The 24,348-nt window shown below is 49.1% G+C and carries 19 protein-coding genes and 5 tRNA genes; 6 read left to right on the plus strand and 18 right to left on the minus strand.

Annotated elements, in window-relative coordinates:
- Positions 1-160 precede the first annotated feature (160 nt).
- Complete coding sequence (locus ACLBLI_RS12940; RefSeq protein ID WP_414828016.1) at positions 161-1,879, plus strand: GNAT family N-acyltransferase; 1,719 nt, start codon at positions 161-163, stop codon at positions 1,877-1,879.
- Positions 1,880-2,095: 216 nt separating this feature from the next.
- Here the strand turns inward: ACLBLI_RS12940 and dapE are convergent, their stop codons facing one another.
- Together dapE and ACLBLI_RS12950 are read right to left on the minus strand one after the other, a co-directional pair.
- Entirely contained in the window at positions 2,096-3,271 is a 1,176-nt protein-coding gene (gene dapE / locus ACLBLI_RS12945; protein WP_414828017.1) for a succinyl-diaminopimelate desuccinylase, read from the minus strand.
- Between the two features lie 91 nt (positions 3,272-3,362).
- A complete protein-coding gene (locus ACLBLI_RS12950) occupies positions 3,363-3,662 on the minus strand; it encodes a hypothetical protein (protein WP_414828018.1) in 300 nt (99 codons plus the stop codon).
- 443 nt (positions 3,663-4,105) lie between these two features.
- On the opposite strand from ACLBLI_RS12950, the gene ACLBLI_RS12955 reads away from it, so the two are divergent.
- The gene (locus ACLBLI_RS12955; RefSeq protein WP_414828019.1) at positions 4,106-4,276 is read left to right on the plus strand and encodes a hypothetical protein; all 171 of its coding nucleotides are present in this window, start codon (positions 4,106-4,108) and stop codon (positions 4,274-4,276) included.
- A 102-nt stretch (positions 4,277-4,378) separates the two neighbouring features.
- Here ACLBLI_RS12955 and ACLBLI_RS12960 read toward each other — a convergent pair whose 3' ends face one another.
- The 11 genes from ACLBLI_RS12960 to ACLBLI_RS13010 form a co-directional block, all read right to left on the minus strand.
- Positions 4,379-6,271: a SurA N-terminal domain-containing protein gene (locus ACLBLI_RS12960; RefSeq protein WP_414828020.1), complete on the minus strand. Its 1,893-nt coding sequence runs from the start codon at positions 6,269-6,271 to the stop codon at positions 4,379-4,381.
- A gap of 220 nt (positions 6,272-6,491) precedes the next feature.
- Positions 6,492-6,764 carry a nucleoid-associated protein HU-beta gene (hupB, locus tag ACLBLI_RS12965; protein WP_012518978.1) on the minus strand — a complete coding sequence of 91 codons (273 nt, stop codon included), beginning with the start codon at positions 6,762-6,764 and terminating at the stop codon, positions 6,492-6,494.
- 309 nt (positions 6,765-7,073) lie between these two features.
- Positions 7,074-9,428, minus strand: a complete 2,355-nt coding sequence (lon, locus tag ACLBLI_RS12970; RefSeq protein ID WP_414828021.1) for an endopeptidase La — start codon at positions 9,426-9,428, stop codon at positions 7,074-7,076.
- A 489-nt stretch (positions 9,429-9,917) separates the two neighbouring features.
- On the minus strand, positions 9,918-11,192 hold the full coding sequence (clpX, locus tag ACLBLI_RS12975; RefSeq protein ID WP_218311903.1) for an ATP-dependent protease ATP-binding subunit ClpX: 1,275 nt from the start codon (positions 11,190-11,192) through the stop codon (positions 9,918-9,920).
- A 74-nt stretch (positions 11,193-11,266) separates the two neighbouring features.
- Positions 11,267-11,896 carry an ATP-dependent Clp endopeptidase proteolytic subunit ClpP gene (clpP, locus tag ACLBLI_RS12980; protein WP_218311904.1) on the minus strand — a complete coding sequence of 210 codons (630 nt, stop codon included), beginning with the start codon at positions 11,894-11,896 and terminating at the stop codon, positions 11,267-11,269.
- 98 nt (positions 11,897-11,994) lie between these two features.
- Positions 11,995-13,299, minus strand: coding sequence for a trigger factor (tig, locus tag ACLBLI_RS12985; protein ID WP_414828022.1), 1,305 nt, complete (start codon positions 13,297-13,299; stop codon positions 11,995-11,997).
- A 696-nt stretch (positions 13,300-13,995) separates the two neighbouring features.
- Positions 13,996-14,072 (minus strand) — tRNA-Pro (locus ACLBLI_RS12990).
- 24 nt (positions 14,073-14,096) lie between these two features.
- Positions 14,097-14,181 (minus strand) — tRNA-Leu (locus ACLBLI_RS12995).
- Positions 14,182-14,188: 7 nt separating this feature from the next.
- Positions 14,189-14,264: transfer RNA gene (locus ACLBLI_RS13000), tRNA-His, on the minus strand.
- A gap of 108 nt (positions 14,265-14,372) precedes the next feature.
- Positions 14,373-14,449, minus strand: a tRNA-Arg gene (locus tag ACLBLI_RS13005).
- 24 nt (positions 14,450-14,473) lie between these two features.
- Positions 14,474-14,550: transfer RNA gene (locus ACLBLI_RS13010), tRNA-Pro, on the minus strand.
- Positions 14,551-14,935: 385 nt separating this feature from the next.
- Here ACLBLI_RS13010 and folD point away from each other — a divergent pair.
- Together folD and ACLBLI_RS13020 are read left to right on the plus strand one after the other, a co-directional pair.
- Positions 14,936-15,790: a bifunctional methylenetetrahydrofolate dehydrogenase/methenyltetrahydrofolate cyclohydrolase FolD gene (folD, locus tag ACLBLI_RS13015; protein ID WP_414828023.1), complete on the plus strand. Its 855-nt coding sequence runs from the start codon at positions 14,936-14,938 to the stop codon at positions 15,788-15,790.
- Positions 15,787-16,341, plus strand: a complete 555-nt coding sequence (locus tag ACLBLI_RS13020; protein WP_414828024.1) for a DUF1415 domain-containing protein — start codon at positions 15,787-15,789, stop codon at positions 16,339-16,341. Before folD ends, ACLBLI_RS13020 begins: the two co-directional genes overlap by 4 nt.
- Before the next feature lie 192 nt (positions 16,342-16,533).
- Here the strand turns inward: ACLBLI_RS13020 and ACLBLI_RS13025 are convergent, their stop codons facing one another.
- The 5 genes from ACLBLI_RS13025 to ACLBLI_RS13045 all read right to left on the minus strand — a co-directional run bounded on the left by ACLBLI_RS13025 (position 16,534) and on the right by ACLBLI_RS13045 (position 21,348).
- Positions 16,534-17,526 (minus strand): DUF4340 domain-containing protein, encoded by a 993-nt coding sequence (locus ACLBLI_RS13025; RefSeq protein ID WP_414828025.1) that lies wholly within the window; start codon positions 17,524-17,526, stop codon positions 16,534-16,536.
- Positions 17,523-19,370, minus strand: a complete 1,848-nt coding sequence (locus ACLBLI_RS13030; RefSeq protein ID WP_414828026.1) for a GldG family protein — start codon at positions 19,368-19,370, stop codon at positions 17,523-17,525. Before ACLBLI_RS13030 ends, ACLBLI_RS13025 begins: the two co-directional genes overlap by 4 nt.
- 4 nt (positions 19,371-19,374) lie before the next feature.
- On the minus strand, positions 19,375-20,109 hold the full coding sequence (locus tag ACLBLI_RS13035; RefSeq protein WP_414830963.1) for an ABC transporter permease subunit: 735 nt from the start codon (positions 20,107-20,109) through the stop codon (positions 19,375-19,377).
- Positions 20,109-21,035 (minus strand): ABC transporter ATP-binding protein, encoded by a 927-nt coding sequence (locus tag ACLBLI_RS13040; protein ID WP_414828027.1) that lies wholly within the window; start codon positions 21,033-21,035, stop codon positions 20,109-20,111. The genes ACLBLI_RS13035 and ACLBLI_RS13040 overlap by 1 nt, the downstream gene beginning before the upstream one ends.
- A gap of 181 nt (positions 21,036-21,216) precedes the next feature.
- Positions 21,217-21,348: a hypothetical protein gene (locus tag ACLBLI_RS13045; protein ID WP_414828028.1), complete on the minus strand. Its 132-nt coding sequence runs from the start codon at positions 21,346-21,348 to the stop codon at positions 21,217-21,219.
- A 255-nt stretch (positions 21,349-21,603) separates the two neighbouring features.
- On the opposite strand from ACLBLI_RS13045, the gene tsaA reads away from it, so the two are divergent.
- Together tsaA and ACLBLI_RS13055 are read left to right on the plus strand one after the other, a co-directional pair.
- A complete protein-coding gene (gene tsaA, locus ACLBLI_RS13050) occupies positions 21,604-22,323 on the plus strand; it encodes a tRNA (N6-threonylcarbamoyladenosine(37)-N6)-methyltransferase TrmO (RefSeq protein WP_414828029.1) in 720 nt (239 codons plus the stop codon).
- A gap of 291 nt (positions 22,324-22,614) precedes the next feature.
- Positions 22,615-24,312, plus strand: coding sequence for a proline--tRNA ligase (locus ACLBLI_RS13055; RefSeq protein ID WP_414828030.1), 1,698 nt, complete (start codon positions 22,615-22,617; stop codon positions 24,310-24,312).
- Positions 24,313-24,348 lie beyond the last annotated feature (36 nt).

Consider the following 24,348-nt stretch of genomic DNA (forward strand, 5'->3'; position numbering starts at 1 on the left):
TTTCTTCCTGACCGCCTCCTGAAATTACCTCAACGGTGGTTGTGGTGCTGGCCAGTCATTGAAGCTATTCACGCTCAAGCGCGTGTCAAATAAGTGAAAAGAAAGTGCGTAAAAAACGTCACATTAGGCTGCTATTGTTCGGCAAAAACGGGGAAAGACCATGTTTACTGTAGATGACGTTCTGACCAAGCATTACCCTCAGGTAGTAGATAAGCCCTGGTTGTTTAAGCCATTGTCTTATTTGCTAAGCCACTTACTTCATGAGCGGGAAATCATCGAGTTCGGGGAAACCTATCCCCACTATCACGACATCGACTTTGTGGAACAGGTACTTGAGTATTTTAATATCAGTTATTCAACCCGTGATGTGGAAAAGGAACGTATTCCCAGCGAAGGTCGCGTGGTCATTATCGCCAATCACCCGATAGGCTCTCTGGATGCGCTAGCACTCATCAAACTGGTCAGTGAGGTTAGGCACGATCTCAAGGTCGTTGCCAATCAGATGCTGATGGCCATCGAACCACTGCATGACATGCTGCTACCGGTGAACAATATGCAGGGGGGTACGCCAAAGCAGCACCTCTCAGCCATTCAGAGGCATCTTAATAGTGATGGTGCCATATTGATATTCCCTGCAGGTGAAGTCTCTCGTCTGCGCCCTCAGGGCGTGCGTGACACTCGCTGGCACAGTGGCTTTTTGCGAATGGCAAGGCAAGCGAAAGCGCCTATCCTGCCGGTATATATCGATGCGAAAAATTCCCCGCTGTTTTACGGGGTCTCAATGGTCTACAAGCCATTGGCCACAGCATTGCTGGTAAAAGAAATGTTTAAACAGCGCCGCAAGCATTTGCCCATGCGTATTGGCGAGATCATCCCTTTTGAGAGCTATCAGACGCTTACGATCCCCTTAAAAGTTCAGGTTAAGCTGTTTAAACGCCACCTGTATCGTATTGGCGGTAACAAAAAAGGAATCTTTGATACCCAGGCGTCAATTGCCTTACCGGAAGACCGAAAAGAACTGGCGCGCGCCATCAGACAGTGCGAACACCTTGGGGAAACCGGAGACGGTAAATCGATATACCTCTATCAGCACACCCACTGTTCTCCCATTATGCGTGAAATTGGCAGACTGCGTGAAGTGGCGTTTCGTGCCGTGGGTGAAGGCACCAACAAGCGCCGGGATATCGATCAATATGATTCGCATTATTTTCATCTGGTGTTATGGGACGATAACGATCTGGAAATTGCTGGCGCTTACCGGTTTGCCGACGCAGAGTTGCTCAGTCAGGCAGATCACCCCACTGGCCTATACTCTGCTACGCTGTTCAATTATCACGGCGATAATCAGCCCCTCTTTTCTGAAGGCCTTGAACTGGGGCGCAGCTTCGTGCAGCCGCGGTACTGGGGTAAGCGCAGCCTCGACTATTTATGGTTTGGGATAGGTGCCTTCTTAAGCCGCTACCCTAAATATCGCTATCTGTTTGGCGCAGTTAGCCTGAGTAATGCCTATCCTCAGCCAGCCAAAGACTTGCTGGTACAGTTCTATCGCACGCATTTTCCCCCTCAGTTTGGCCAGGCCACCTCAAAGCTGCCTTACCAGGTGAGCGCGGACGCGCTGCACACCTTCAGCGGAGAGAATTACAAAAAAGAGTTCAGTGAACTGAAACACCTGCTGGCGAATATGGGCGTGAACGTCCCTACCCTTTACAAACAGTATTCAGAGATCTGCGAGGAAGGCGGTGTGGCGTTCCTTGATTTTAATGTCGATCCTGACTTCGGTGACTGCATCGATGGTCTGGTAGTGGTGGATCTTAATTCTCTGACTGATAAGAAGCGCAAGCGATACCTATCACACACGCTGTTGCAGGCGACAGCCTGATCGCGATATCTAGCAGCCTGACCCGAGTACTCTTACTTCACTGGTACTTTGCACTACCCAACCCGCAAACGCCTGTACGCAGTTACAGGCGATATCGCCGCTGCCGGAACCATAAAGGCAAATTTTGACTGGAAACACAGATTGCGACTTGTCATAGAGAGTTAGCACGGTGCGTGAATACACAGCACCATGCGCTACTCCTCGTAAACAGCGCGATCAACGATAAGGAGCCAGCTGAAGCAGAATATCGGTATAGATATCCTCCAGCGTTACCAGATCAGACAGATGGATATGCTCATTTACCTGATGGATGGTCCTGTTCGGCACACCCAGCTCGACCACCTGGGTGCGCTCGCTGGCATAAAACCGTCCGTCAGATGTGCCTCCTGAGGTGCTAATGGCCGGGAAGCGGCCGGTGGCCCGTTTGATTGCGGTTTCACAGTAGCGCATCAGACACCGCTCATCTCTGGGGTGGCTCATATAGGCGTGACAAGGTCTCGACCAACGTACTTCTGCCGTGTCATCCACATCATTGATAAGGGCATGTAGCAGCCTACACAGGCTTTGTTGGGTAAAGTCGTTGTCATACCGCACATTAAATTCGATACGCGCTACCCCGGGCACTAGGTTGTCTGTAAATGTGCCGCTATCAATATGCGTTATCTGCAGACTGGTTCCGGGAAAATCTGCACTTCCCGCCTTCCAGGAATATCCCGTCAGCGCCTCAATGATCTTGCTTGCACGATGAATAGCGTTATCACAACTGTGCGGATATGCCACGTGCCCTTGTTTTCCGGTTACCGAGATAGTCCCGGACAAGGAGCCACGACGCCCGATCTTCATGGTATCGCCGGTACGCACTGATGCAGTAGGCTCGCCGACAATGCACATATCCAGAGATACGCCCGCATCAACTAACCACTGCATAATCCACTGTGAGCCATATTCAGCCTCACCTTCTTCATCACTGGTTATTAACCACCAGTAGCTAACGCGCGACGGGTTCAGGTCAGAGATGGCACGCTCAGTTGCAGCCAACATAGCCGCAATACCGGTTTTCATATCTGCGGCACCGCGTCCGTAGAGAACACTGTTATTTACGATCGGAGAAAACGGCGCGGAGTTCCACTTTTCCAGTGGGCCGGGGGGAACCACGTCGGTATGTCCACTAAAAGCAAAATGGACCGGACCATATCCCCAACGCGCTATCAGGTTTGATACTCCGTTTATCACGTGTTGCTGACAGTGAAAGCCGAGCTTTGAAAGGCGGTGAATAAGAAACGTCTGACAACCAGCGTCATCGGGAGTCACCGACTCCCTCGCCATTAATATTTCAGCGAAGCGCAGGCTGCTGGCTTCGCCGTGAGAGGTAGGTAAAGCATTCAGTGTCATTTACTAACTCAAGGGCTACGTTACGTTCGTTATTAATTAAACGCACCTTCTGTGACACTGAAATAACAGAAGCAATACAGATTAATGACAGTTAGAAATCGTCTGTAACATCCAGAATTTCGTGTGTCGAAGCAACCACCCTGACAAACTTGTCTTCTAACTGGATCGTCATCAAACCCAATTCAGGATCCCGGTAAACGACTTCAGAAGCCTCAAATAATGCCCTGTTTAGCGTGCTACCCACTTTAAGCTGTTGTTGCCAGCCAGCTGGAAGCCTGAGTTGCTTGGCTCTCTGTTCTGACTGCATTTGTACCGGACTATGACTTCTGTCAGCGGCCATGACACCGGAACTGACTAACGTTGAAAGCAATATCGCAGCGAAAAAACGCATAAAAAATTCTCCGGAAAATGAACTTTACATAACCATGATGCAACCGCATAAAACCACGCGGAGATACCCTTCTCATAAGCAAATACTATTCCCAAGTTCTAATGGATATTTTTTGTTATATTTTTCATATGGATACGTAAATTGACAGACGAATTCGCAAAAGCTATTACTTAACAGAGGGTGAAAATGTTGCTGCTGGGAGACAGGTTACCTATAAGATGTACTCAGTGAACATGTCATAATCACATGATAAAGGATTTGAAAATGGCGTTTTACCGTTAATCCACCCGGCAGCAATGATGAAGTGTAAGTAAACCACTGTTATGCGATCAGATATCATGGCATCGTGGTATAAGACACTATCGGGTGAATAAGCGAGCTTGCCCCGGTGCGACACCTTTCTATTCGACTTTCTTATTTCGGCGCCATTGAGGAGTATGTAGATGCTGAAAATTATCGTGCTGATACCGTTGGTGTTAAGCCTGCTCTGGTTCGGCTACCTTAAATCTAACGGCTACACCCTGGGACAGGGTAAACAGGGATTTACGTATATCCTGGTGGTCTCTTTAGTTATCGCAGGGTTCTACACGCTAATGCTTTATCTCACTCACTGATCGGAGTAAACGTGGCTGAAAATACTCCAGCCTACATGCTGGCGCGCGTTGGCAGTTCGCACAAAAAAGCCGGCTAGATGCCGGCTTTTTTTTCTACTGAAATTACAGGTTCGGATTAATGGTAATTTCCGCCTGCTCGCGAAGTGCTTCAATGTAAGTCTGATACAGGCCCTGACTGTACACCTGCGCAAGTTGTTGTTGCAACTGTGTACGCTGCTCGTCAGCAAGCGCCTCGCCACTGTTCACCGCGAGTAATTGAACAATTCCAACATCGCCAGAAGCCAGCGTCGTCACTTCAGTATTGCTACCTGCTTCCGGGGACAAGCGGAATAGCGCATCAACCATGCCTCGCGGTAGTTGACCACCATTTCGGGTAACGCCGTCATGGCTTTCCCACGCTAAATCGTACTCCTGAAGCATTGACGTCACATCGTCACCTTCGTTCACTGCCGCCACAACTTCCTGCGCCCAGTTTTCTGCACGCTGCTGGGCTTTTTCAGCTTGTAGCGTGGCAACGATCCCTTCCCTGACTTCTTCCAGTGCTTGCGTGCGCTGCGGCTGATGTTCACGCACTCGCATGACCGCAACCGAGTTTTCATTTAATTCAACAATATCACTGTTGACGCGATCTTCAATCAGTTCAGCAGAAAACGCAACATCGATGGCGTTCGCAGAGTCCAGTGGAACCGGCGCAGTATTGCGGGAATAGAACCCCGTTTCCTGAATAGTACCATTCACTGCTGCCGCAACATCGTCCAATGAATCCGGACGCTCAAATGCCACTTCTGCCATTGATGTTTGCAGCTCATAGAAACGCTCCATCGCTTTGTCTTGTGCTAATCTGTCGCGGATTTCTGACTCAACTTCGGCCAGCGGTGTTACCTGCTCTTCTTTGACTTCAGTAAGCTTGATGATATGAAAACCGAATTCTGTCTCAACCACACCCGTCACATCACCTACGTTCTCAAGTGCAAATGCAGCCTCGTCAAATGCCGGGTCCATCATATCCGGTGAAATGAAATCCAGATCGCCGCCGTTTTCAGCAGAAAAAGTATCATCCGAATAGGTTTCAGCAAGTTCAGCAAAATCTTCACCGCTGTTCACTTTTTCAAGCACGTCTTCAGCCTCTTGACGAGCGGCATCTGCATCATCACCGGCTTCAATCAATATGTGCGACACGCGGCGTTCTTCATCCGTTCTGTAGGCGCCCATATTGTTGTCGTAGTAGGTTTGCACTTCTTCACTGGTGACTTCTACATTCGACTTCAGATCTTCAGCGTTTAGCAGAATATACGCAATATTCACACGCTCATCTGTATCGAACGCCGTGATGTTTTCATCGTAGTAGGCCTGAATCTCTTCTTCCGAAACTGAAATATCCGAGGCAAAAGCTTCCGCATTGACCAGTACCGTTTTCGCATCACGAGTCTGCTGTTGTAATTCGTACGCGCGCGCCACTTCTCCCGGCAACGCGAACTCTGAACTGTTCAGCGCCGCTGCCAGTTGTGATTGCGTCATCTGTGTGCGCATCACGCTCAAAAAGTCAGCTACCTGGTAGCCATTCTGACCCAGAATCGCTTTGAAACGTTCGTTATCAAACTTACCGTCAAACTGAAACTCAGGCATCGCCGCGACGGCTTCGCGAATTTGTTTATCACTGACGCGAAGACCCATCTCAGCCGCTTTTTGTTGGATGAGTTTTTCTGCGATGAGCCGATCTAAAACATTACGGCGAAAGTCCTGCAGGTAGCTTTCACTCGAGAATAAGGATGCAATACCTTCACCGTATTGTGACTCCATACGCTGGCGTTGCTGCTGGTAAGCGCGCTCAAGTTCCTGAGCACTTATCTCTTCGCCGTTCACAGTCGCAGCTGCATTTGTACCTGACGATGTCAGATAGCCGCCTACACCGGCAAATACGAAACTCAGAACGATTAGACCGATTACGATCATCGCCCAAGGGCCTTGAGAACCTTCTCTGATTCTTTCTAGCATGATTAAATTTCAACTCCGTTGCTTACAACAATTGCCCCCGACGTTAGCTAACGTACCACTGGTATGGAGGCGGGCAAAATAAGCGGTGATTATAGCGTAATACCCGACCGAAACGCGAAACTTTTACGCGTAATAGCGGCCCTTTTAGTACTCTCAATTTATTTGCACAAATAAAAAAGGCGATGGACATGCCATCGCCTTTTCGTTTTGTTTCTTGTGCTTAGTTACAAGCGTCTTTCAGAGCTTTACCTGCTTTGAAAGAAGGCACTTTCGCTGCAGAAATCTGAATAGTCTCACCAGTCTGTGGGTTACGGCCACTGCGAGCTGAACGCTCACGAACTGAGAAAGTACCGAAACCAACCAGTGCAACCTGATCGCCGTCTTTAAGTGCTGCTGTTACTGAGTCAGTGAATGCGTCAAGAGCGCGGCCAGCAGCTGCTTTAGAAATGTCTGCACCAGCAGCGATTTGGTCGATAAGTTGAGACTTGTTCACAATTATGATCCCCTTCGATTGTTATTATATGGTTGTCCAATACACTTGTTTGCAAGGACGTTATAACAAGCTTGATTATTAACATCAAGCAACATGTTACAAATAATTAACTTTTAATGAATCGCCGCAATCCCTTTAGTGACAAGGCTTCAAGCGAGTACTCAGTAAAGGTAACACAACTTCTGAGACTTGAAAGCCCTATTTTTAAAAAAATCGGCGTTTCGTTGATTTTATGGTTATTTTTTGTACTATTTTTTAAAAAAATTCGCTGCAGCCCTTGTAAATCAGGTACTGCAGCGCGTCAATTGGTTATTTTGCGTCCACTACCTGGAATGATTCAACTGGCTCTTGCAACGCAATATCCAGTACTTCGTCAATCCATTTCACCGGGTGAATATCCAAATCTTTTTTCACGTTATCCGGAATTTCTTCCAAGTCGCGTTCATTCTCTTTAGGGATCACTACCGTTTTAATACCACCACGGTGTGCGGCCAAAAGCTTTTCTTTAAGTCCACCGATAGCCAGAACCTCTCCACGCAGTGTTATCTCTCCGGTCATCGCCACTTCGCACTTCACAGGATTACCAGTAAGTGACGATACCAGTGCCGTGCACATTGCAATACCTGCACTCGGGCCATCCTTCGGTGTAGCACCTTCCGGAACGTGAACGTGGATGTCACGCTTTTCATAGAAATCACTGTTGATTCGCAGTTTATCTGCGCGGCTTCTGACCACTGTCATCGCCGCCTTAATAGACTCCTGCATAACGTCGCCCAGCGAGCCGGTAGAGGTCATTTTGCCTTTACCCGGAACTGCTGTGGTTTCGATGGTAAGTAAATCGCCGCCTACCTGCGTCCAGGCCAGCCCGGTCACCTGACCGATCTGGTTGTCTTTATCGGCTTTACCATAGTCGAAACGCTGCACACCGAGGAAGTCTTTCAGGTTATCCTGATTCACTACCACCGTGTCTTTACTCTTGCTCAGCAAGATATCTTTAACCGCTTTGCGGCAAATTTTTGAAATCTCGCGCTCAAGGTTACGAACACCGGCTTCGCGGGTGTAATAGCGAATGATGCCGATAATCGCAGACTCTGTAATATCCAGCTCTTTTTTCTTAAGTCCGTTACGCTCCATCTGCTTACTAATCAGGTGGCGCGTAGCAATATTAAGTTTTTCATCTTCGGTGTAACCAGACAGACGAATTACTTCCATACGGTCAAGCAGCGGGCCGGGAATATTCATGCTGTTTGAGGTTGCCACGAACATAACATCTGATAAATCGTAATCGATTTCCAGGTAATGATCGCTGAAGCTGTTATTTTGCTCAGGGTCAAGCACCTCTAACAGCGCCGATGAGGGGTCGCCGCGCATATCCGCTGACATCTTATCGATTTCATCTAGCAGGAACAGCGGGTTTTTCACCCCTACCTTAGCCATTTTCTGAATCAGTTTGCCAGGCAGCGAGCCAATATACGTTCTTCTGTGACCACGGATTTCTGCTTCATCACGCACACCACCCAGCGCCATACGTACATATTTACGCCCGGTCGCTTTGGCGATGGATTGCCCCAGTGATGTCTTACCTACCCCTGGCGGACCTACCAGACAAAGAATTGGCCCTTTCAGTTTTTTCACACGCTGCTGAACTGCCAGGTATTCGACAATGCGCTCTTTAACTTTTTCCAGTCCGTAGTGATCGGCATCCAGCACCTGCTCAGCGCGGGATAAATCTTTCTTCACCGGGCTACGCTTGTTCCAAGGCACATTTGTCAGCCATTCGATGTAACTACGAACCACGGTTGCCTCTGCCGACATCGGCGACATCATTTTCAGCTTCTGCAGTTCGGCTTTCGCTTTGTCCTCAGCCTCTTTTGGCATTTTGGCGTCTTCAATTTTTTTACTCAGCGCCTCAAATTCATCTGGCGCATCATCAAGCTCACCCAGTTCTTTCTGGATAGCTTTCATCTGTTCGTTCAGGTAATACTCACGCTGGCTTTTCTCCATCTGCTTCTTCACGCGGGTACGAATTTTTTTCTCTACCTGCAACAGATCGATTTCACCTTCCATCAGTGCCATCAGGTATTCAAGACGCTCGTTAACGCCTTTCATCTCCAGCACTTTTTGTTTCTCAGTGAGTTTTAGTGGCATATGAGCTGCCATGGTGTCAGCAAGACGCGCGGCATCCTCAATACCATTAAGTGAGGTAAGGACTTCAGGCGGGATCTTCTTATTCAGCTTTACATATCCCTCAAACTGAGAAACCGCAGAGCGGATAAGAACTTCCTGTTCACTTTCTGAGAGTGTTTCATCTTCTACACGGCCAACCGTCGCAGTAAAAAAGGGCTCGGATTGGGTATAATTGCCGATTTCACCACGAACATTCCCCTCGACCAGCACTTTTACGGTGCCGTCAGGTAACTTCAAAAGTTGCAGAATGGTCGCTATGGTTCCGACGCTGTAAATATCATCTGACTCCGGCTCGTCCACGCCGGCATCCTTTTGCGCAACCAGGAATATTTGTTTGTCGTTTTCCATCGCCGCTTCCAGGCAACGGATGGATTTTTCTCGTCCTACAAACAAAGGTATGACCATGTGCGGGTACACTACCACGTCCCGTAACGCGAGTACGGGAATTTCAATGCGATTATCGCGCTCGTCTGTCATACGTGCTCTCTATCTCTTTTAGCAATGTCGATTTATATGGGGATGCGATAACAAAGTTCAATCCGCTTTTTGATTGAGAGGGCTTTTCCGTGATGCCGCATTCCTTTCTTTCACCATTATCGATTTTAAGATGAATGGCAACATTTTCTTATTCCGGCAAAATGCATAAATGGAAATGCCCGGCTGTTAACGCATAAATGCGTATCAATTACGTATACATCAGTTCGATATGAGGCACTTGTCGTTCTTCCTGATGCACGCTTTGCCTTTCTGCATTGTTCGCTAGAAGTACAGCCGCGCTTAGGCGGGCGTCCCGCCTTACAATCACCTATGAGAATAACAAGTATGTTATCAGATTCATGTCTTTCTGAAGGTATTACGCTTCTGCCTATTTCCGCAAGAACATCAAACCATCTTCACTACTGAGTAGTGATTTGAGTACCACAATGATTATATCGCAGGCACAAAAAAAGGCCCGCGGGCCTTTTTCTATTCGGATGCGGCTTTTTTGTCCGCATTGTCGTATATCAGTATCGGTTTAGACTCGCCTCGAATAACGGTTTCGTCGATTACCACTTTACTGACATTGTCCATGGAAGGTAAATCGTACATCGTGTCCAGCAGTACGGCTTCTACGATAGAGCGTAATCCACGTGCTCCTGTCTTGCGATGCATCGCTTTTTTGGCAATGGCATACAGCGCGTCTTCGCGGAATTCCAATTCAGTATCTTCCAGCGCAAACAAGGCGCCATACTGTTTGGTGATTGCATTTTTCGGCTCACGCAGAATCTGAATCAACGCCTCTTCACTCAGCTCTTCTAAGCTGGTAACAACAGGAAGTCGACCAATAAACTCTGGGATAAGGCCGTACTTGACCAAATCTTCTGGCTCAACCTGCTTAAACAGTTCACTGACCTTTTTATCGTCTTCTTTGGATTTAACTTTCGCACCAAAGCCGATTCCTGAGCCAGTTTGCGCACGTTGCTGGATCACCTTATCGAGGCCCGCGAACGCACCGCCGCAGATGAACAGGATCTTAGACGTATCTACCTGCAAAAACTCCTGCTGAGGATGCTTACGGCCACCTTGCGGCGGTACCGATGCTACCGTACCTTCAATAAGTTTCAGCAGTGCCTGTTGCACACCTTCGCCAGAAACATCACGGGTGATTGACGGGTTGTCAGACTTACGCGAAATCTTATCAATTTCATCGATGTAGACAATACCACGCTGGGCCTTCTCGACATCGTAATCGCATTTCTGCAACAGCTTCTGGATAATATTTTCAACATCTTCCCCCACGTAACCCGCTTCGGTCAGTGTGGTTGCATCGGCCATGGTAAACGGAACGTCAAGCAAGCGCGCCAGCGTCTCTGCCAACAATGTTTTACCGCTTCCGGTTGGGCCGATAAGCAGGATGTTACTTTTACCTAACTCAACACCATCGTGGACGTCGCCGTTACGAAGACGCTTGTAGTGGTTATATACCGCTACCGACAATACTTTCTTCGCGTGCTCCTGGCCGATAACATAATCGTTCAGATGCCCGTGAATTTCGTGAGGTTTAGGAAGTGCGTCCTGCTTTTGCTTAGGCGCAATTTCTTTAATCTCTTCACGAATGATGTCATTACACAGCTCAACGCACTCATCACAAATGAATACCGATGGACCTGCAATTAGCTTTCTTACTTCGTGTTGGCTTTTGCCACAAAACGAGCAGTACAGTAATTTGTTATCACCGTCACCGTTCTGTTTATCACTCATTACGTTTGCCTCTGCCTTGCCTGAACTGAAAAACGAGAAGTGTGCAAGCACACGTTCAGGATACTATTACTATACTACTTCGTAGTGGCTGCGTCAGATCGATTTGTCAGAACCTGATCAATAATGCCGTATTCTTTCGCTTCAGTCGCAGATAAGAAGTTATCACGGTCGGTATCCCGTGCAACGGTCTCGTAATCCTGACCGGTATGCTGCGCCATCAGTCGGTTCAGCTTCTCTTTAATAGACAGGATTTCTTTGGCATGAATTTCAAAATCAGACGCCTGTCCCTGGAAACCACCTAATGGCTGGTGAATCATCACGCGCGAGTTAGGCAGGCAGTAGCGCTTACCTTTCGCGCCGCCAGACAACAGAAATGCGCCCATGCTGGCAGCTTGCCCAACACACACAGTGCTGACGTCGGGCTTAATGAAGTTCATGGTGTCATAAATCGCCATGCCAGCTGTTACTGAACCGCCAGGCGAATTGATGTAAAGGAAGATGTCCTTTTCAGGGTTTTCCGCTTCCAGAAACAGCATTTGGGCAACAATAAGGTTAGCCATGTGGTCTTCCACCTGTCCAACCAGAAAGATCACGTTCTCTTTTAAAAGACGTGAGTAGATGTCATAAGAACGCTCACCTTTGGAAGTTTGCTCAACAACCATGGGAACAAGTGCATTCATCGGATCAAACGGGGTATTAGTCATAGCTACCTTGAATTCTTAGCGTTAAAAACAAAAATGCTCGGAAGGCTCCGAGCATTTAAGCAGTTGCTGACAGGTGAAGTCAATCAGACAGTAAAAAATTACGCCTGTTTGTTCATTACCTCGTCAAAACCTTTGTTGACTTCTTTAACCTTAGCCTGGTCAAGAACCCACTCAATTGCTTGCTCTTCCAGGGCAACATTCTGCATTTGCTGCATCAGTTCCTGGTTATTTTTGTAGTACTCTATCACTTCTTGCGGATCTTCGTACGCAGACGCCTGCGTCTCGATCATCTCATTCACTTTCGCATCGTCAGCTTTCAGCTCGTTTTGCTTGATGATTTCACCCAGCAGCAGACCGATAGAAACACGACGTTTTGCATTGTCAGTGAAAAGCTCTGCAGGCAGTTCCGGCATATTCTGACCACCGCCCTGCTGGCTGAAGCGTTGTTTCGCTTGCTCACGCAGTGCATTCACTTCCTGGTCGATCAGTGCCTGAGGGATATCTACCTCATTGGCTTCAACCAGCTTGGCAATCACATCTTCTTTGACCTGTGTCTTCAGGGTCTGGTCAAGCTCACGCTGCATGTTCTTACGAACTTCAGCTTTCAGCGCGTCTACGCCGCCCTCTTCCACACCAAACAGCTTTGCGAATTCATCATCAACTTTAGGCAGTTGCTGACCTTCCACTTTTTTCACTGTTACCTGGAATACTGCATCTTTCCCTTTCAGGGCTTCTGCGTGGTAGTCTTCAGGGAAGGTGACTTCAACAGTCACTTCTTCGCCAGCTTTCGCACCGACGATCGGCTTTTCAAAACCGTCAATCATACGGCCTTTGCCAAGCTCAAGCGTAAAGTCTTCCGCTTTACCGCCTTCAAACTCTTCACCGTCGATAGAGCCTACGAAATCGATAACAACGCGGTCATCTTTCTTCGCTTTACGCTTCACTTCTTTCCAGGTTGCGTGCTGCTTCTGGAGGGTTTCCATCATTGAATCAAGATCTTCGTCTTTAATTTCAACAACTGGCTTTTCGATCTCCAGGTCGCTTACCCCTTTCACTTCCACTTCAGGATATACTTCAAAGGACGCTACGAACTCGAAATCCTGACCGTCTTCGTCTTTAGTCAGTTCAAATTTAGGCATACCTGCAGGCTGCAGTTTTTCTTGTACAACTGCCTGATAGAAGTTTTGCTGCATTACATCGCCTGCAATCTCCTGGCGTACAGCCTGACCGTAACGCTTTTTGATCACGCTTACCGGCACCTTGCCAGGACGGAAACCGTTGATACGCTGTGTTTTCGCCAGTTGTTGTAGGCGAGATTTAACGGCTGAATCTACCGAGTCAGCTGGAACGGTGATAGTAAGACGGCGTTCTAAACCCTGGGTCGTCTCGACTGAAACTTGCATTGTATTACCTCAACTTTGCGCCTTTACAGACGCTTTGTTCGCATTCCCCTCTCCCGCCTGCCAATACGGCATATCACACCGGGGTAGAGGTCGATATCTTACGTTTACAACCGTTGGTTTAACCACTGTTTTGGCACCGGAAGCGCCAACGGCATAACGCATTGGTTAAAAAAAGACGCGGTAGTATACAGCCAGCAAATTGCAGAGTCGAGGGCTAAAGCGCACCTTTGCGGCTTTACCGGTGTTTTTATGAACATTTAAGGGCTAAAATAGTATCACCCCTCTCAAATTCTGACAAAAAGGACGTTTCAAGCGATGGCGGCAGTAAATCAGATAAAGCGACACCGCCGTTGAACCAGCCAGGCCCCGGTCGGTCGCCAGACATATATTTCAACACGACTCTCGCAGCAACAGCCTGATAGTGAAACCCTGCTGATTTTGCAGGATGTGACAGGAATTTACGCATTGATATCATGCCAGCAGGCATGAATTATGTTCTAGAGGTACGTGTAGAAAGTGGGTTGATGAGTCAAAAATTAACTGCGGGCTTTCAGCTTTTCACCCTGCGGGCCAGTATTTCGCTGCAATGCAGTTTCCTGAAGGCTACCGGTGTAAAGTAAACCTGCGGCTCACGACGTCATTGCCAGGGGCTCATGGCTGTCTTCGAATGTGCAATAGGAATTCTTTACAGAAAAGTGGTCGGTGAGACAGGATTTGAACCTGCGACCCCTTGGACCCAAACCAAGTGCGCTACCAAGCTGCGCCACTCACCGAACGATAGGGAAATACATTGTATATGGTGCGGAAGGAGAGACTTGAACTCTCACGCCGTGAAGCACTGGAACCTAAATCCAGCGTGTCTACCAATTCCACCACTTCCGCGAAAAAGTGGGGTGGACGATGGGATTTGAACCCACGACAACCGGAATCACAATCCGGGGCTCTACCAACTGAGCTACGCCCACCATAGAGGTGCTGCAAGTCGTAATTAACTTCCGGTAAAGTATACCATCTGTTTTTTACGTTGACGATCCTTTCCATTAAGTCAGGTTGATTGCCCACCTGACCGCCAATGGCGCGCCCGGCAGGATTCGAACCTGCGACCCACGGCTTAGAAGGCCGTTGCTCTATCCAGCTGAGCTACGGGCGCCCGACGAATCATCGCTTGCAAAAGTGGTCGGTGAGACAGGATTTGAACCTGCGACCCCTTGGACCCAAACCAAGTGCGCTACCAAGCTGCGCCACTCACCGACTGTGTAGCGGCTGTGAACTTCACTACCGCTACGGGGGGCGCATATTACCGACTACCCCTTACCTCGTCAAACACTTTTTTCGACAAAATGCACAACCGCTCACAAAGCGCCCAAAACTGTGTTTTTTTGTTCAAAATGAACATTATTGCAGCATTCAGCGTGACTTTTCTTTATGCCCCTAGCAACTGACTGCACTGGCAACCGCGCGAGACTTAGCAGTGATGTTATCGTAAACATAAATCCATCATTTTTATCTCAGTGAAGGCTAAAACTCAAAAATGTGGATAAAAACCACGCTCCAGATATCACTTTACGCTGGTAGCAAGAACGGCTTTTATGAAACAATATAGCGCCGTTTATAAGACCGTGGATTTTTCAATACTATGACAGCCCATTTGATTGATGGTAAAAAGATTGCCAAACAAGTTCGTCAGGACGTCGCCTCCTATGTCTCTTCGCTTAACGATGCCAAGAAAAGACAACCCGGTCTGGCTGTTGTTTTAGTTGGCAGCGATGCTGCATCACAGGTATATGTATCAAACAAAAGAAAGGCCTGTGAGGAAGTGGGATTCGTTTCCAAATCGTATGACTTGCCAGCAGACACCTCCGAAGAGGAGCTTCTCTCTCTGGTCGACACGCTAAACGACGATACCAGTATCGACGGCATTCTGGTACAACTGCCCCTTCCTGCCGGTCTGAACGCAGAAAAAGTCCTTGAACGGATCCACCCCCATAAGGACGTCGATGGATTTCACCCGTACAATATTGGTCGACTAGCACAACGTATTCCCGCACTCCGGCCGTGCACGCCGAAAGGCATTATGACGATGATTGAAGCCACAAAGCGCCCGGTAAAAGGACTGGATGCGGTGATTGTTGGCGCGTCAAACATCGTGGGTCGGCCTATGGGGCTGGAATTGTTACTGGCCGGTTGTACTGTCACTACGTGCCACAAATTCACCAAGGACCTGCGCGCTCACGTTACCCGCGCTGATCTGTTAGTGGTCGCGGTGGGTAAGCCAAACTTTATTCCTGGCGACTGGATCAAGCCGGGTGCCATTGTAATTGATGTCGGTATTAACCGCGTGGCGGACGGCAGTCTGGTAGGTGATGTGGAATTTGAAAAAGCCAAACAGCGTGCTGGTTGGATCACCCCGGTACCGGGAGGTGTCGGCCCGATGACTGTTGCCAGTCTGATTGAAAACACCTTAGAAGCTTACGTAAAATTCCATTCGTGAACGCCTTGCAACAGATAGCAGCGACCAGACAATGGGTGGATGACGTAGTTATCGCCCATAATTTCTGCCCTTTTGCCCGGTTTGTCAGGCATCCCGAAAAAATTCGCTATTGTGTGGCTACCGGTGACGCCGGAGAGTTGCTCGAATCGCTGTTCCAGGAATGCCAGCTGTTGGACGATGACAGCGATATTGCGACGACTCTGCTGATTCTGGATAATGATGATGTCGAAAATTTCGACGGCTTTTTAGATGTTCTGTCGATGGCTGAGCGGTTGATTGATGACTGGGGTTATCGCGGTGTGTATCAGCTCGCCAGTTTTCATCCCGACTACGTATTCGAGGGCGAGTCGCCATACTCGCCCACTCATTTCACGAATCGTTCACCGTACCCGGTGCTTCATCTGCTCCGTGAAGATGATATTGAAAGAGTACTGGCTGACTTTGGTGATCCGGAAACGATTTATCGCGATAATTTTCACACTACAATAGAAAAAGGCGAAGCGCACTTCCAGTCTTTACTGGCTGCCTGTAAGCACGCGCGAAACAAGTAACCTGACCCACAGTATTCGTTTTCGTGTGCACATACGGACGTGCATCTGACGTCAGTCAGCACGAAAACCGCTTTTCCCTCATTGGGGGGGTGACTGCGTGAAAATGCACAAGCACTCACCAACTTTCGTGGAGAAGCAGGTGGCTGCTCACTTGTCCTTGCCACACACCTGCGTTATCTGACAATAATGGGATTACTCTTCAGACTGCAAAAGCTGTTCACCGCTGATCTGAAACATCGACGCCTGGTATTCATTTAGCGCAAATACCCAATCACTCACCCAGTGGGGGCTATCAGGTGTACTAAACCAAATTTTGTGAAGCCCGTCTTCGTCTGCCTGCGTCAAATAGGCGAAAACGTCGCTGCCATCACTCAGTGTGTAAACGATGTCGCCTATTAACACTTGCTGCTCCCACTGATGCTGCACGTATGGCGCCACAGAAGTAAATTGCAATGGTGTCATCTGGCCGATAGTCTGGGCAATAACGCCGGGAAACGCTAACCGGCTGTCGCGCGGCTGTTGCTCCCATACCCAGGGTTCAGCAACATCCCCTTCACTGCGGCTCAGCGTCATTTCAGGCTGACGATTAAACGCCAGCACCACTTTATCGATATCCTGCACTGAGAATGGCAGAACTTCATTCTCCAGCCAGTCAGTGGGTGAACGCGGCAGAGACAACGTAGTATCAATCAGATAACTGACCGCGCGCCCCTGCTCCCGAACATACTGACCAAGCCCGCTGCTGGCTGGATTTCCCACAATCAAGGACCACGTCTGCTTGCCCGTAGCTAACTCCAGTAACACACTTTGCGCGTCCTGCATCTCTGGGGCTTCAAGCCCAAGGCGGGCGTAATTATCCGGGTCAGAGGTTTTTGGCTCCAGCACTGCGGCTTTGCGAAGTGCACTCACCAGCTCCCCCAGCGCCTGGCGATTGGCCGGAAAACTTTGCATGGTATCTAAGTGATTAGCCATCCATTCACCATCTTGCTGCGTCGCCTTGAAAATCACACCCTGTGAATCGCTGATTGTTACACTGTTTATCGCAGAAGCCTGTTCAGAGAACCCTTTCATCCAGGCCTGCGACTGCACCTGACCGGATCCTTTATCGCGCTCGGTTGCAAGCCAATATGCCACCGAACCGGATATCGCCACCAGCGCAGTTAATACCAGTACGCGTGCGCTCATGAGGATGTCTCCTTCAGTCTGGCAGGCGCGCGACGCCTTCCAACCCAAAATATAAGAAACAACAGAAATACCAGCGCAATCGGTGCCGCCGCCACATTCAGTAGCTTCAGCCAGTTGCCAAGTGCGTCAATATCACGCTCTAACTGGTAACGGACCTCACGAAGCGCTTTTCGGATCGCGACACGTTGCTCAACAAACTCATCAATCGCAGACTGCTGCTCATCTGTCATCACCAGCGCGCCCCCCTGAGCCTGCTGAGACTGGAGCTGTGCAAGCTGTGCTTCGGTCTGCTCTAGCTGGTTTTGTAAACGCTCTTCCTGTTCACGGAATTTCGCTTCCGCTTTCATTTCAATAGCCTGAACCCGGGTGAACGGACGGGCAAAAGTTCCGCGACTGCGAACACTGATAAGGGCATCACTGCCGGCCAGGTTCTCTGTCGCGTTGGTTATAAAGTCGCCGTTATTCGCAAATGGCGTATACAGTGTTTGTCCGAAAAAGCTGCTCTGCTGCACCCAAAACTGATCTACCAGCATGTCAGCATCAGCCACAACAACAATATTGGCTCCGGCAGTTGACGCTTTGAAGGTGCCTTCGCTGTCCACCGGCGCCTGCGTATATGCCGATGCCATTTCTCCGGTGAAACGTGCTGCCAGAGTAAATTTCTCGCGCGTGTCTGCCTGCCCCATGAACAACGAAGAAGGCTCGCGGTTTAACGCATACTCCTGCGCATCTATCAGCATGGCGTTGTCAGATGTTTGCATCAGCGCATCCTGCTTTAGAGCGCTGCTCTTATCAAGCACGAGTGCGCCAAACGAGGCCCCGTTGATCATCTCCAGGTTTGCCGTCGTCACATCAGTACGATCAAGGTTTTCTGCGGTAAGACCTAAGATACCCGGGTGCCTGACGATGCCACCATCCTGACCACGGATCTCAAGTCCCAACTGTTCATCAAGAAGTACGCCGCCTTCATCCAGCGAAATTCCCCATTTGGCCAGTAGCGACGTATCTGACGGGTTAGCCTGCATCGCGCCCATCATCGCCATTTGGTCAGATTCAAAGTGTGGATCGACAAACGCCAGCAACCGACCCTGATTCATTACAAACTGGTCAATTGCAAAGCTGAGTGGCTCGCTTAATGACGTGGCATGCGCCAGCATAACGACATCTGTATCCTGTGGTAATGACTCGGCTTCCGGGTTGAGAATTTCCACATCGTAAAGCTGTGAAAGTTGCTCGTAAAATACCATTGCCTGACTGTATTGCCCGGTCATTGGATTCTGACCGCCCGTCACGGGAAGTGACGAGATTAGCGTAAGCTTCACAGGTTCCGGATCGCTTAACTGATAGATAAGCTTGCTGATGTCATATTCCAGAAACTGTTCTTTTTGCGGATCAAAAAAGTTTATCGTGAACTGATCGTCAAGCGTATTGGTTCCCGCCAGCCCAAAATACACGGCTTCCCCTATGCTGCCTATCGATGCCCCGGTTAAGCCAAACTGCGCCGCCTGATCTTCCGCCTCGGAAAATGGCTCGGGATCAATGACCTTCAGACGAACCTTGCCGTTTGACGCCTGCTCGTACTCTTCCAATAAGCTCAGTACCCGATTTGCATAGTTTCTCAGGCTGGTCATGCCTTTTGATGCGGTATCTGAGTAAAAGAAATAGAGCGTTACCGGCTCATCTAACTCTGCGAGCACAGCTTTACTGCCGTCTGACAGCGAATACACCGCGTTTTCTGTAAGATCTGCGCGATATTTACCTAACAATTGATTGTTGAGTACCACCAGCGCGACAAACAGAAGTACCAACAACGAGAGACTAAAAAGTGCTGACAACTTTCTCATATCTTTAATCTGCCTTCTTCTGTTCGATAATCACCAGGCTGGCATAAAGCCAGATACCCATCGTGATAAGGAAGTAACCCACATCATTAAGTGCAAGTACCCCTTTCGCCATCGATTCAAAATGTGTGAGAAAACTAAACGAAGCAACGGTGTCAATGACGGCGTTGCCGGCCCAGTGCTGAAACGCGTCCAGAACAATGCCGGAACCGCTGACCACAAACAGAAAACACACGACGATAGCAAGAATAAAGGCAACTACCTGATTTTTAGTCATGGCAGACATGCACATACTGATAGCCAGAAACGCGCCCGCCATTAACCAGCTGCCAATATACGCCGCAATGATGATCCCATTGTCCGGCGCGCCAAGATAGCTTACTGTCAGCCAGAGCGGAAATGTCAGCGCCAGCGCTAGTGCCAGAACGCCCCAGGCGGCTAGAAACTTGCCCATCACCGCTTCGCCGACACTGACAGGCAGTGTCATCAACAGCTCGATACTGCCGGACTTACGCTCTTCGGCCCACGTGCGCATGGCGATTGCCGGTACCAAAAAAAGATAAAGCCATGGATGAAAGTTGAAAAAAGGCAGTAAATCAGCCTGACCGCGCTCAAACAAATTGCCAATGAAGAAGGTGAAAATGCTGCTAAGCATCAGGAAAATAGCGATAAACACATAGGCCACTGGTGTGGCAAAAAAGCTGCTAAATTCCCGCTTGGTAATTATCCAGATATTTCTCATCACACCGACTCCCCTGATGCTGTGATTTCTCTGAAAACATCATCCAGCCTGCCCTGTTCAACGTGTAAGTCTTCTACCGGCAAGCGACGTAACTGAATATGTTCGGCGACCTGCGGCAGAATGTGCGCACCGGGCTCAGGGAACAGCGTTACCCGGCCGGTTCTGCGATCCACTTCCATATCATCAACGCCCTCAAGCTCAGCCAGCCCGGATATGTCCGCAGCATAACTCAGCGTCAGGCTGACAGACTGATAAAAGCGTGATTTTTGCTGGAGTGCGAGTGGCGTATCATCAAATTTCAGTGCACCATCGGCAATAATCATTACCCGGTTGCACACCGCGGCAACCTCTTCGAGGATATGCGTAGAAATAATCACAATTTTATCTTCGCTCAGCCCCTGGATAAGCTTTCTGACCTGATGCTTTTGATTGGGATCCAATCCATCTGTTGGCTCGTCGAGGATCAGGATTTTCGGATCGTGAATAATAGCCTGGGCCAGACCCACACGCCGCTTGAACCCTTTCGACAAGTTATCGATGGGACGGTCAAGCACGGCCTGTAACTCAAGCTGCGCAACAACGTCAGCGATTCTCTCGTGTTTATGTTTTCCTTTCAGCTCGCGTATTTGCGCGATGAAAAGCAAAAACTGATAAACCGTCATATCACCGTAAGCTGGCGCGCCTTCTGGCAAATACCCTATGGTCTTCTGCACTGACTTGCTGTGTTTACTTATGTCTGTGCCATTAATATGGATAGTGCCTTCAGAGGCAGGTAAAAAGCCGGTCAACATTTTCATGGTTGTCGACTTACCCGCGCCATTTGGCCCTAGAAAGCCGACAATGTCCCCTGGCTTTATGTCGAAGGACAGACCATCAACCGCTTTGAACTTGTCAAAGTACCGTGAAAGATTTTTAACAGCGATCATAGTGTTCCTAATACGATCATCAACAATAGCGACTGCGGGGGTCAGGGATTATTCCGTTATCTCCCCGCAAGACTGCTGTTTCTCATGCATTGCAGTGTGATTATCTGCCTGCACGATATGAAAATTATTTGTTGTGGGTTACTGCCACACCGTAAACCGGTCTTATGGCTCAACGTCTGACTCACATTTTATTGGCAATGGCCTGAACACCAAAGCTGGTGTTTGTCAGCGCAAGACCAGCCAGACGGCTTACTTTGCCAGGCAGGATCATACGACCACGCACAACACTGGCGTAGTGGATATAGTGACACATGCACGAATTTCAATCATCAGGAGATCGTCTTTCTGCGATGTTTTTCTGCCGCTCTCCCAACCGGTAACGAAAAAACATACTGTTAGCGTAGAAAAGAAAAAAGCCCGCAAAAAAGCGGGCCGAAATGGGGTAATCCAGGGAACCATCTCGGCATACGGAAAAGCCTGGGATGGACAAGCAAAAAACTTGTAGAGGAAACATACGTGAGAAATATGAGACAATTATTACAACGCGATAAGTAAATTTTGATTCCGGATGAACAGTACAAATTTTACGGTCAGTGCCATCGGGCACATCACCACGCCATTCAGGCAAAAGTTTGCCATTCCACGACAATCCTCTCTGGCCAGGGCGAAAGGCGTCATTACGTTGACACCGGAATTTACCAGTGACGCCGTCTTCAAGGGCCTGGACGGTTTTTCGCATCTTTGGTTGCTGTTTATGTTTCACGAGACCCTGCCCAGAGGGTGGAAGCCCGCAGTAAAAGCACCGCGACTGGGTGGGAATGACACACTTGGGGTTTTTGCCTCACGAAGCACTCACCGACCCAATGGAATCGGCATGTCGCTGGTGGAAAACTGTGGCTGGGAACGACACAACGGCCAGCTGCGATTACACGTTGCAGGCGTGGATCTCTTGGATGCGACGCCCATTGTAGACATTAAGCCTTACCTTCACTATGCAGACAGTCGGGAAAACGCTTCAGACCCGCTGGCATCTTATATGCAGATACCAAACCGCGACGTGACGTTTTGCGAGAGTACAGCGTCGGTACTCAAAGAAGCACAATCCCAATACCCGGACTTTGAATCTCTGACCAGAAATATTCTTTCTCAGGATCCCCGCCCCGCCTATCGCCAGCACCTTGATAATGATAATAAAACGTACAAAGTCATCCTTTATACTTATGATGTAAGCTGGCGGGTGTGTCACGGTAACATCAAGGTCACGGCACTTCACGCAGTCAACACTTAACCAGGCATGGGAATACACGTTGTCGATATTACGACCAGACCGGGCGGCAGAGTCAGCAGTCAGCAGTCAGCAGTCAGCAGTCAGCAAGGCTACCGCTGCCAGCGATAACCTGATCATGCGTTCACACTGGTATAGACTAAAAACATCACCGCGTATCTGAACCCTGCAGTCAGTTCGATTCGCATACAGAGAATGACAGGTCACTAACGCACTGTTTTTCGCTTTTGTTGACCGCCGACAACCGCTAGAATACGCGGGATTAAAAATTCGAATTAAAGGAAGCTAGTTGTAATGCGCACGAGTCAATACTTACTGTCGACGCAAAAAGAAACGCCAGCCGAAGCGGAAGTCATCAGCCATCAGCTGATGCTGCGCGCCGGCATGATCCGGAAACTGGCTTCAGGACTTTATACATGGTTGCCGTCCGGGCTGCGTGTGTTGAACAAGGTCGCCGGTATCGTGCGAGAGGAAATGGATCGCGCCGGTGGCATTGAAGTGTTGATGCCGGTAGTACAGCCTGCCGATTTGTGGGAAGAATCCGGTCGCTGGGATGAGTACGGCCCTGAGTTGCTGCGTGTTAAAGATCGCCACAACCGTGATTTTGTTCTGGGTCCAACCCATGAAGAGGTCATCACCTCTCTGGTCCGCAATGAGGTTAGCAGTTACAAACAACTACCGTTGAACCTTTATCAAATCCAAACCAAATTTCGTGATGAAGTGCGTCCGCGGTTTGGCATTATGCGTGGCCGTGAATTTACCATGAAAGACGCGTACAGTTTTCACCTTGATGACGAGTGCCTGGGGAAAACCTACGACGCCATGTACGGTGCATACAGCCGTATATTTGAACGTATGGGGCTGGATTATCGCGCCGTTATCGCCGACTCCGGCGCGATCGGCGGAAGCGTTTCTCACGAATTTCATGTCTTAGCGGCATCAGGTGAAGACGCTATTGCCTTTTCAGACAGCTCTGAATATGCAGCCAACGTGGAAATGGCAGAGGCTGTTGCACCTGAACCACAAACGCCATCGGGCGACGCTGTGAAGATCGTGACAAAAGAATCTGGCTCAATGGATGATTTTTACGCTACACACGGTAAATCAGCGTCTGACGCGGTAAGAATCGTTGTGGTAAAAGGCGTGGCAGAAGAAGGCGAAGAAAACTGGGTAGCGCTGGTTCTGCGCGCTGATCATACGCTCAATGACATCAAAGCCGAAAAGCACCCTCTTGTGGCCGCTCCGCTAACCCAGGCTAGCGAAGAAAAGGCCACGCAACTGCTGGGTTGTAGCCCGGTATCCGCAGATCCATTGTCGTGTAATCTGCCGGTGATTGTCGATCACAGTGCCGCCGTGCTGGCAGATTTTATCTGTGGTGCCGGTGAGTCCAATACGTTCCGTATCAATGCAAACTGGAACAACACACCAGAGTCGGTCGATATCCGCAACGTGGTTGCCGGTGATGCGGCCCCGGATGGCAATGGTACCATTGAAATCAAGCGCGGCATCGAAGTGGGCCATATCTTTCAGTTAGGTGACAAGTACTCTAAAGCTATGAACTGTGGCGTACTCAGCGAGAGCGGAAAGCATCAGACACTGACGATGGGATGCTATGGAATCGGTGTATCTCGCATCGTCGCCGCTGCGATTGAACAAAACCATGACAAATTTGGGATCATCTGGCCAGATCCAATTGCGCCATTTAAGGTAGCGTTGATCCCAATGAATATGCATAAATCACAACGCATCAAAGATACCGCAGAAGCCCTTTATCAGAAACTGACCGAGATGGGCGTAGAAGTGTTGTTCGACGATCGTAAAGAGCGCCCTGGCGTGATGTTCAATGATATGGAATTAATTGGCATCCCGCACAGTATCGTGATTGGCGAAAGAAACCTGGACAATCAGCAGGTGGAATATAAGAATCGACGCACAGGTGACAAGCAACTCTTGGATATTGACGCAGTTTGTGAGCACATCGGTGCGCTATAATTAAACTACGGCCTATCCGATAACAGGAAGTAACGG

The sequence above is a fragment of the Alteromonas sp. H39 genome, assembly GCF_047556435.1.
In the GTDB taxonomy this organism is placed as follows: Bacteria; Pseudomonadota; Gammaproteobacteria; order Enterobacterales; family Alteromonadaceae; genus Alteromonas.